This is a genomic window from Streptomyces sp. HSW2009, from assembly GCF_040240285.1.
Lineage (GTDB): Bacteria > Actinomycetota > Actinomycetes > Streptomycetales > Streptomycetaceae > Streptomyces.
Genome location: NZ_JBEHZD010000294.1, coordinates 1 through 9,585, shown reverse-complemented (window position 1 = coordinate 9,585; position 9,585 = coordinate 1). Strand labels below are relative to the sequence as shown.

Here is a 9,585-nt window from a genome sequence, read left to right as displayed (position 1 = left end):
GCCCGGGCCGGGGCGGGGCGGCCGGGGGGGCGGGGCGCCCGGGGCCGCGGCGCCGGGGGGGGGGGGGGGTGCGGCGGGGGGCCGGGCCGGGGCGTCGGCCACCGTGCCGGGGGCCACGACCGGCCCGGCGAACGGCCCCGTCAACAGGTCATCGGCGGGCGCGTTCGGGAGCGCGCCGGCCCCGGTCGACGTGCCGTCCGACGGGGCCCCGTCAGGCCGCACGGCGGGCGCCCCGGGCACTCCGGGCTGCGGCGCGTCGGACGGGCCGGAGGGTAGCCCTCCAGCGCCGGACTCGACGCCGTCGGCTCGGGCCTGGGCCGCGGGGTCTACGCCCGGGGGCTGCGGGCCCGGTGTGGGGCCCGTCGGCCCGGCGGTGCGGGGCCCGGTCGGCGAGGCGGGGCGTGGCGCTGCGGCCGGCTCCTGGCCGGGCTCCGGCCCCGTGGTGTGCCCCGGCTCCGTCACCGGCGCCACGCCCGGGGGCGGCGCCTGGTCGGCGGCGGGCGGCGGGCCCGAGCCGGCGACAGCCCCGGGCCCCGCGTCGGACCCGAGCGACGCGTCCCGGCCCGCTGCGTGCTCGCCGCGCGCACCGTGCTCCGTACTCCGCGCCCCGTGCCCCGTGTCGCCCCGTTGCCCCCGCCCCAGCCCGCTCTGCTGCTCCCACCCCAACCCGCCCGGCTGCTCCTGCCCCGCCCCGTCCTGCGCTCCGTTCCGCGGCGCGTGCTGGTCAGCCGCTGCCATCACCCGGGCGAGCCACAGCACGTCGAGCAGTTCGTCGGCGCCGGTGTCGTACCCGATGCCGACCAACACCTGCCGCAGCCGGTCGATCATGTCGGCAGCGTCTCGTCGAGTCGGTGCAGCACGGCGGCGAGCAGTTGGTCCCGGCTCATGTCGGCGCCGGCGAGCCGGAGGTGGACGGCGGCCAGCAGTTGGTCGGTGGCGAGGGTTTCGGTGGCCGAGCGGCGCAGGAACGTCTCGATCAGGTCGTCGGCCTGGGCCAGCCCCGCCTCGCCCAGGCTGCCGCGAACGATGTCGCGCAGCCGGTCCGCGTCCGGGTCGGGCAGATCGAGGCGGACACAGCGGCGCAGGAACGCCGGTGAGAAGTCACGCTCCCCGTTGCTGGTCATCACCACGATGGGGAAGTGCGTGCAGGAGACCACGCCGCGGCGCACCCTGGCGCGCTCCCGGCCGCCGCTGACCATGACGTCCACGTCCTGCTGCTGCTCAGGCAGCCGGGCCAGTTCGGGGATCTCGAACCTGCCCTCCTCCAGCACCACCAACAGGTCGTTCGGCAGGTCGATGTCGGCCTTGTCGAGTTCGTCGATGAGCAGCACCCGGGGCCGGTGCGCGGCGGCCAGCGCCGTGCCCAGTGGGCCGAGGCGCAGGTACTGGCCGATGTCGGGCTCCGCGGCCGGCTGTGCCATCGGTGGGCGCCGGGCCGCGTACGGGCTCGGGTGCGCGCCGCCTTGGGCGCCCCGGAGCGCACGGGCCGAAGCGCCCTTGCCGCGCGGCCCGTTGCCACGCCGGGGACCGCTCCAGACGGCGGTGCTACGGGCCCGCTCGCGGCGCAGCGAGGCTTCTCGCAGCCGGCCCACCGCGTCGTACCGGTAGAGGGCGTCCGCCAGGGTGGCGCGGCTGTTGACGGACCAGCGCAGCACAGACCCGAGGTGCAGTTCGCGCGCGATGGCGTGCGCGAGTTCGGACTTGCCGGTGCCGGGGCGTCCGGTGACCAGGAGCGGGCGGTGCAGGTGGAGGGCGGCGTTGACGACGGCGATCTCGTCGTGGCCCATCAGGTACGGCGGCGGCGCCCCAGTGCGGCGGTTGGTGGAGAACCGGCGCCAGGGCGGCGGGGGCGGCAGCGTGGCCGGCCCCCGGAAGACCCACCAGGGGTCGGGCGCCGGGTCTTCGCCCGCCCCCTCGCCCCGTCCCTCACCCGCTCCGTCGCCCCGTCCCCCGGCTGCCCCCTCGCCCCGTCCGTCGGCTGTCCCCCCGGCCGCTCCGTCCCCCCGTCCCTCGGCTGCCCCGTCGCCATGCTCCTCGTCCGCTCCGTCGATCAGTCCTGCGGTCGGTGCAGCGGACGACCCTACGGTCGGTGCGGCGGACGGCGCTCCGAGCGGTGGGATGGCTCCGCAGTCGGCCGTGGCAGACGCGGACGGGTCGGAGTGGCGGCCTCCGTCCGGCTCCGCCGCCGGGTCGTGGGCCGACGAACGGTCGCCCGATTCCTCGGGGCCCTCGGGAGGGTTGCCCGTTCCGGCTGTTGGGGCCATGGCGTGCTCTCCTTGGTCGTCGTACGGCAACGGGGCGGGGTGTCGGGCGCGTGCGGCGGGCGGGACGGCGGCTGCCCCGTGGTACGGGGCGCGGTGGGCGGACACCGGCCACCCGGACGGCCACCGACAGGGGCGCCGTGGGCCGCAACGAGGCGGGGCCCGGCGGGGCAGCCCGCAACGGGCCGGGGCTGGCTGGACCGGGACGTACCGGAGCGGGCTGTGACGGAGCGGCGCGCGATGGCGCAAGGCGCAACAGGTCGGGGTGCGACAGGTCGGAGCTCGGCGAGGCGGCGGGGCGCCGTCGGTGGCGAGGTGGGCGCGGCCCTCATCGCGGCGGCTCCGCGAGAACCCAGGGCTCCGGGGCGAGCGGGGGCGGCCGGTGGTCGGGCGGGTCGTGGAGCAGTGAGAGTTGGCCGCCGCGGTGGGTCGTGCAGCCGGGCTCGGCCATCGCCTTGGCCCGCTCCAGGCGCACCGCCTCCGGCACCCCGTGCGGTTCGGTGCCGTGGAGCACGCCCGACAGATCGGCGCCGACCTGCGCCCCGTGGTCGGCCCGGTGCCAGAGCACCGTGTGCACACCGGCTTGGACGCACTGCCGCAGGAACTGGCCGTGCCGCCCCGGCTCGCAGCACAGCACGACGGTGCCGACGTCGGGCCGTACCTCCAGCTTGGCGCGGACGACCTTGTGGTCGGCACACCCGTCGTCCAGGACCAGGTGTTCGGACGTGGTCAGGGCGGCGGTGCGCCGCTTCCACCCCGCGTAGCACTCCGGTGTCCTGGCCGTGGTGCGCACCACGAGGCGCCGGGTGAGGCCGGGCACGAAGCCGCCCCCGTCCTCCGCCTCGTCCGACTCCCAGGTGTCGACGGCCAGTCCGAGCCACTCGGGCGCCAGGAAGAATTCCACCACCGCCGTCTCCGGGTCCTCGCGCACCTCGGTACGGAGCACCCGCTGGATGTCGTCCACCACGCGGGAGCTGGCCGAGTCGCGGTCCTGTACGACGACCAACCGCGGCTGCGCGCCCGCGTCCCAGGCCCAGATCTGGTACGTGAAGAGCTGGCTCGCTCCGGTCGGCAACAGTTCGACCTGCACACGGGGGACGGGGCGCCGGCTCGAAGCCCCGCCGCCGGCCGCTCCGTTGACTATTCCTGCGGCTGCTCCCGCGGTTGTTCCTGCGGTTGTTCCTGCGACGGCCCCGTTGACCGCTCTGTTGCCCGCTCCGTCGACTGCTCCGTGGGCTCCCCCGTCAGCGACACCGTCAGTTGCTCCGTCGGCTGCCCCCTCAGCGGCACCGCCGTTTGCTCCGTCGGCTGCCCCGTCAGCGGCACCGTTGGCTGTTCCGTCAGCCGCTCCGTGGGCTGCTCGGTCAGTGGCTCCGTTGACCGCTCTGTTGAGTGGTCTGTCGACCGGTCTGTTGAGTGATCTGTCGGCCGCTCCGTCGGGCGCCCCGGGTGCGGCCCCGTCGGCGCCCCCGTGCTGCGCACCGGTGCCCGCGCCTGCCGCCGCCCCGTGCCCGGCCCCGCCGCCCGCTCCGTGCCCCGTCCCCCCCGCCCCCCGCGCGCGCGCCCCCCCCCCCCCCCCGGGGCGGGCGGGCGCCAGTCGTTTGTGCGGGCCGTGCCGGGGCGGGCAGGAAAGCCGATGGGGGTGAACGGCGGATGGACGGTGGGCGAGCGCACCGGGACGGACCGTAGCCGGATATGCTCCCCCGACCCGGTGGTTGCATTGTGCAGGAGATCGGGCAGTGTGCGTGCCCGTGGAGTTGCACCGGCGGTTTCGGCCCGCTCGTACAACACTCCGCGGGGCCGGTTCTGGTCGGCCCGGTGGGATTCCGTGTGAACAGCACTTGTCGTCTGCTATGCAGACGCAAATCACACGTCAACTGTCCAACGTATGGACAGCTTGGTCTGTGCCAAGGCAGCATGTGATGAAGAACTTCGCACCGCCCGGGAACTCGATGCCTTTCTCGTGCGACTACCGAAAAAGGCCCTCCCCAGAAGCCCGGAATGGCGCCCTCCGAATGTCGGTGGGAATGCTGACCGAGTGCCTTCAATTCAGCCTCGTGGCCACTTGAATCGGTCATCCCTGCCGCTGTACGCTCGCCAGGTGTTGGCCGAAAAAGGACTATCCTGACTAGGCGTCAGGTCAGTCGAACCGGGCAAAAAGGCGCGAAGTTAACCAGCGTTTAGTGGGCCCTCCGGCCGGGCAACGCCCTGGTTCGGTCGGACACCCGTGCGGAAAGGGAGAGGGGAATCCGGCGCTCCGGGTGGCCGATTTCCACTGGACATGAAGACGCTCAGTGACGCCTTAGCCATGACCGCAACCGGAATCTGAGCCAGGCCGAAAAGAAAGTCGAATGCTTGCCGCGCCGATGAGCGTGAGCAAGCATCCAGAACGCGTCACCCATCGGCGTGTGACCAGGTGTTCGTGGGCCGGGACGGCCCGCCGCCAGGGCCGGCCATTTCGGTGTGCGGTGCGGCATGGCGCACCGCCGTTCGTGATCCGTCGTACGCACCACAGTGATGATCCGCCGCAGCAAGGCGTCGGGAACCGCTGTTGCGCTCTCAGTGGGTTCCTAAGGGGGAATGTCCGAGCATGTCCGCAATAACGTCGCCCGCGCCACCCCGTCAACGCCTGGGTCTGGCCCTGCTCGTACTGGCCGCCGCGCAGTTGGTGATCGCACTCGACTTCAACATCGTGTACGTGGCCCTGCCGAGCATCCAGGACGGCCTCGGCTACTCCGACCAGGACCTCCAGTGGGTGGTCAGCGCGTACGTGGTGGCCACCGGCGGCTTCCTGCTGCTCGGCGGTCGCGCCACCGATCTGCTGGGCCGGCGCCGGATGTTCGTGCTGGCCGCCGCCCTGTACGCCGGCTCCTCGCTGATCGGCGGGCTCACCGACGCGGCCTGGCTGCTGATCGCGGTGCGCGCCGTGCAGGGTCTGGGCGGCTCGCTGCTCTTCCCCGCCACCCTCTCGCTGATCAACACCATCTACGAGGAGGGGCCGCGGCGGAACAAGGCGCTCGCGGTGTGGGGCGCGGCCGGGGCCGGTGGGCTGTGCTTCGGGTCGCTGCTCGGCGGCGTGCTCGTCGAGTGGTTCGGCTGGCCCTCGGTCTTCGTGGTCAACGTCCCGCTGGCCGCGGCGATCGCGGTCGGGGGCTGGCTGCTCTTCCCCGTCGATCCGCCGCTCGCCCGCGACCGCGGGTTCGACGCCTGGGGCGCCCTGACCGCCACCGCCGGCATCACCCTGCTGGTCTTCGTGCTGGTGCGCGGCCCCGAGGCGGGCTGGACGAGTCGGGCGACGGTGCTGTGCGCCCTCGGCTCGCTGCTGCTGCTGGTGGCGTTCGCCGCCATCGAGGCGCGGACCCGCGACCCGCTCACCCCGGGCCGGCTGTTCGCCCACCGGTCGCTGGTGCTCGCCATGGGGCTGGCCGCCGCGTTCAACGCCACCTTCGCCTCGATCCCGTACTTCCTGACCCGCTACCTCCAGGTCGTCCACGGCTACAGCGCCATGGAGACCGGGCTCGCCTTCCTGCTGCCCGCGGTGATGGTCGCCGCCGGCACCCAGATCGGCGAGCGGGCCATCGCGACCTACGGCGTACGGCCCACGCTGCTCGGCGGGTTGCTGTGCGGGGCGGTCGGCGCCGCCGCGCTGGCCGTGGCCTTCTCCGACAGCGGCGCCTACGGCCCGCTCGTACCCGGCCTCACGCTGCTCAGCCTCGGCCAGGGCGCGGCCTGGACCGCGCTGTGGATCGTGGCCGCCTCCGGCGTCGCACCCGGCGACCAGGGCATCGCATCGGGCCTGTCCTCCACCACGCTGCAAGTGGGCGGCGCCGTCGGGCTCGCCCTGCTGGTCGCGGTGGCCAACACCCGGAGCGACGGGCTGAGCGGTGCGGCGTTGCGCGCCGGCCTGATCGACGGCGTCCAGTTGGTCGGCTATCTGATCGCGGCCGGCATCGGCGCAGCGGCGTTGGCGCTGTTCGCGCTCAGGAGGACCTTGAGCCGCTAGCGGCCGGCCCGGTGCGGCGCCTCGTCCGCGCGGGCTCCCCACCCACCCATCCCCTTCGATCCACCGTCACCCAGCCCCACTCGATCCACCGCCACGACCACGCGCCCCGATCCCGCCGGGACCGTCCCCGCCAGGACCGTCCCCGCCCCGGGCCGTCCCCAGCCCACCGTCACCGCCGTCCGTCACGCTCCACCGCAAGTCGACCGAGGAGACCGCCGTGTCCAGCGCCGCTGCCCAGCCCCCTGATACCGACCGCACCGCACCCGTCGACGGCCCGCGGGTGGCCGGCGCTCGGCGCGAGCGGGCCGCCGTACTGTGCGGGCTCGCCGGCTGGGTGCCGCCCCGCATCGTCACCAACGACGAGCTCTCCCAGCGCCTGGACACCAGTGACGCCTGGATCAGGACCCGTACCGGCATCGGACAGCGGCACTTCGCCGACCCCGGGCAGGCCACCTCCGACCTCGCCGTCGAAGCGGGCCGGCGGGCGCTGGCCGCCGCCGACCTGCCGGCTCCCCAGGGCGGGCCGACCGCGGGCCTGACCGAGGACCGGCCGGTGGACGCCGTGGTGGTCGCCACCACCACCCCCGACCGCAGTTGCCCGGCCACCGCCCCGCTGGTCGCCCACCGGCTCGGCCTCACCGGCGTGGCCGCTTTAGACGTCAGCGCGGTGTGCACCGGCTTCGTCTACGGGCGGGCCGCAGCCGCCGGCCTGATCACCGCGGGCGCGGCCAGCCGGGTGCTGCTGATCGGCGCGGACACGTACTCGACCATCGTGGACCCGGACGACCGGGCCAACGCGATCATCTTCGGCGACGGCGCGGGCGCGGTGGTGCTGCGCGCCGGGTACGCCGACGAGCCGGGCGCCGTGGGCCACTTCGACCTCGGCAGCGACGGCGCCGAGGAAGAGCTGATCATGGTGGCCGCCGGCGGTTCGCGGCAACGCTCGCTGCCCGGCGAACCCAGCCGCGCCGAACGACACTTCGCCATGCAGGGCAAGGCGGTGTTCCGGCACGCGATCACCCGCATGACGGCCTCCGCCCGCGCCTCGCTCACCGCCGCCGACTGGAAGGTCGACGACGTCGACCACTTCGTGCCCCACCAGGCCAACCAGCGAATCCTGCGCGCCGTCGCCGACGACCTCGGACTGCCGCTGGAACGCTGCATCTCCCACGTCGAGTCGGTCGGAAACACCGGAGCCGCCTCCATTCCGTTGGCGCTCGCGGACGCGGCGGCGGGCAACGTTATCCAGCCCGGGGACCGGGTCCTGCTGTCCGCCTTCGGCGGCGGCCTGACCTGGGGCTCCTGCGTACTGCGCTGGCCCGCCCTGCCATCTCCCACGCCATCCGCACCTGCGGCAGCTCAACCCGTATCCGTATCAGAGGGAGGACCGCACGCATCATGAGCGTCACCTACGACCGTCTCATCGGCCTGCTCACCAAGTTGCACGAGACCCCGCCGGCCGACGTGAGCCCCGAGGTCACGTACGCCGAACTCGACGTGGACTCGCTCACCCTGGTGGAGATCGCCATGCACGTCGAGCGGGAGCTCGGGGTCAGCATCGAGGACAACGAACTGCACCCCGACCTGAGCCTGGCGGCCACCGTCAAGCTCATCGACGAGCGGCTCCCCGCCTAGCCCGGGCGCCGTCCCAGGGCCCCTCATCCAGTTCGTCCGCCCCGCTCCGGGGTTCCCTTCTCAATTTCTCAACACCCTCGAAAGGCAAAGCATCATGGAGATCGTCCCGCAGGAAGGCAAGAAGCTCGGCGCCGCCGTGCACGGCTTCGACTACGCGACTGCTTCCGAAGCGGATATCGCACAGCTCAAGGAAACGATTTACACCAAGAAGATCGCGGTGTTGAAGAATCAGGACCTTGACCCCGCGCAATTCCTGGAGCTCGGCAAGCGGCTCGGCCGTCCCGAGACGTACTACGAGCCGATGTACCAGCACCCCGAGGTACCCGAGGTGTTCGTCTCCTCGAACGTGCCGAAGGACGGCAAGCAGATCGGCGTGCCGAAGACCGGTAAGTTCTGGCACGCGGACTACATGTTCATGCCCGACCCGTTCGGCATCACGCTGATCTACCCCCAGGTCATTCCGCAGAAGAACCGCGGCACGTACTTCATCGACATGGGCCAGGCGTACGAGGGGCTGCCCGAGGAGCTGAAGAAGGCGGCCGAGGGCACCCGCTGCCGGCACTCGGTCCGCAAGTACTTCAAGATCCGCCCGCACGACGTCTACCGCCCGATCTCCGAGATCCTCGAAGAGGTGGAGACCAAGACCCCGCCCGTGGTCCACCCGACCACCTTCACCCACCCCATCACGGGTGAGACGGTGCTCTACATCAGCGAGGGCTTCACCGTCGACATCGAGGACGAGGACGGCAAGCCGTTCGACACGGACCTGCTGCACGAACTCTTCAAGGCCACTGGGCAGTTGGACGACACGTTCAGCAACCCCAACATCCACCTTCAGAGCTTCGAAAAGGGCGACCTGCTCGTCTGGGACAACCGCAGCCTCATCCACCGCGCCCTGCACACCACGGCGCCCGAGCCCACCTCCTCGTTCCGGGTCACCGTGCACGACGAGCACAAGCTCTACGACGGACTCACGGTCTGATGGGTTCGCCCACCGCCGAACGGACCGCCGGCAGCCAGCCGGCGGCCCCCGAGTGGTACGCCACCGACAGCGAACTCCTGCCCCCGGTGCTGCGCCCCTACAAGGAGAACTGCAAATACCTGCTCTCCGCGGAAGTGAGCGCCACCGGCGGACTGGCGACCGCCCGTTGCGAATTCGCCATTCCGGAGTCGTGCTACATCGATGACACCGGGCACTTGAACGCGGTCGAGGTAAACATCTGCTACAACCAGATGATGTATTACCTGGTCGCCAAGTCCGTACAGGAAGGGCTGATGCCCGGATTCGCCTCCTGGACGATGGACGACTACTGGCGGCACCAGCTCCCGGATATCCTCATCGCCCGCTTCGGCAGTAATTTCCGACGGCCGATCAACCCCCGTTCCTTCTCCGGCGAGATGAGTTTCAACTCGCTCACCCGACGCACCCCGGGCGGCGGCGATCCCATGCTGCTGGCCGACACGTCGTACCGGTACTGGGACGCCGACGGCGGACGCTGCGACGGCGAGGTCACGCTCGCCTTCGTGGGCGTCGGCTGACCGTCACTCTCAACCAGCGATCACACCCACCGTGGGGGGGGGGGGGGGGGGGGGGGGGGGGGCCCCCCCCCCCCCCCCGGCCCGCCCCCGCCCCCGGCCGGCCCCCCCCCCCCGCCCCCCGCGGCGGGCCGCCGCCCCGCCCCCCCC

At 72.8% G+C, this 9,585-nt stretch carries 7 protein-coding genes and 1 pseudogene; 5 read left to right on the top strand and 3 right to left on the bottom strand.

Features of this window, described 5'->3' with window-relative positions:
• The 3 genes and pseudogenes from AAHZ94_RS20920 to AAHZ94_RS20910 all read right to left on the bottom strand — a co-directional run.
• A pseudogene (locus AAHZ94_RS20920) lies at positions 1–828 on the bottom strand (hypothetical protein); the annotation flags it as partial.
• Positions 825–1,787 (bottom strand): AAA family ATPase, encoded by a 963-nt coding sequence (locus tag AAHZ94_RS20915; RefSeq protein ID WP_349994511.1) that lies wholly within the window; start codon positions 1,785–1,787, stop codon positions 825–827. The pseudogene AAHZ94_RS20920 and the gene AAHZ94_RS20915, both read right to left, overlap by 4 nt.
• A gap of 802 nt (positions 1,788–2,589) precedes the next feature.
• Positions 2,590–3,351 carry a VMAP-C domain-containing protein gene (locus AAHZ94_RS20910; protein ID WP_349994510.1) on the bottom strand — a complete coding sequence of 254 codons (762 nt, stop codon included), beginning with the start codon at positions 3,349–3,351 and terminating at the stop codon, positions 2,590–2,592.
• Positions 3,352–4,851: 1,500 nt separating this feature from the next.
• On the opposite strand from AAHZ94_RS20910, the gene AAHZ94_RS20905 reads away from it, so the two are divergent.
• From AAHZ94_RS20905 to scoD, 5 genes are all read left to right on the top strand, one after another.
• A complete protein-coding gene (locus AAHZ94_RS20905) occupies positions 4,852–6,264 on the top strand; it encodes an MFS transporter (RefSeq protein WP_349994509.1) in 1,413 nt (470 codons plus the stop codon).
• 280 nt (positions 6,265–6,544) lie between these two features.
• Positions 6,545–7,666: a beta-ketoacyl-ACP synthase III gene (locus tag AAHZ94_RS20900; RefSeq protein ID WP_349994512.1), complete on the top strand. Its 1,122-nt coding sequence runs from the start codon at positions 6,545–6,547 to the stop codon at positions 7,664–7,666.
• Positions 7,663–7,899 (top strand): acyl carrier protein, encoded by a 237-nt coding sequence (locus AAHZ94_RS20895; RefSeq protein ID WP_349994508.1) that lies wholly within the window; start codon positions 7,663–7,665, stop codon positions 7,897–7,899. The genes AAHZ94_RS20900 and AAHZ94_RS20895 overlap by 4 nt, the downstream gene beginning before the upstream one ends.
• Before the next feature lie 94 nt (positions 7,900–7,993).
• Positions 7,994–8,881, top strand: coding sequence for a (3R)-3-[(carboxymethyl)amino]fatty acid oxygenase/decarboxylase (gene scoE / locus AAHZ94_RS20890; protein ID WP_349994507.1), 888 nt, complete (start codon positions 7,994–7,996; stop codon positions 8,879–8,881).
• Positions 8,881–9,438 (top strand): (2E)-enoyl-ACP glycyltransferase, encoded by a 558-nt coding sequence (gene scoD, locus AAHZ94_RS20885; RefSeq protein ID WP_349994506.1) that lies wholly within the window; start codon positions 8,881–8,883, stop codon positions 9,436–9,438. The genes scoE and scoD overlap by 1 nt, the downstream gene beginning before the upstream one ends.
• The last annotated feature ends 147 nt before the right edge of the window (positions 9,439–9,585 follow it).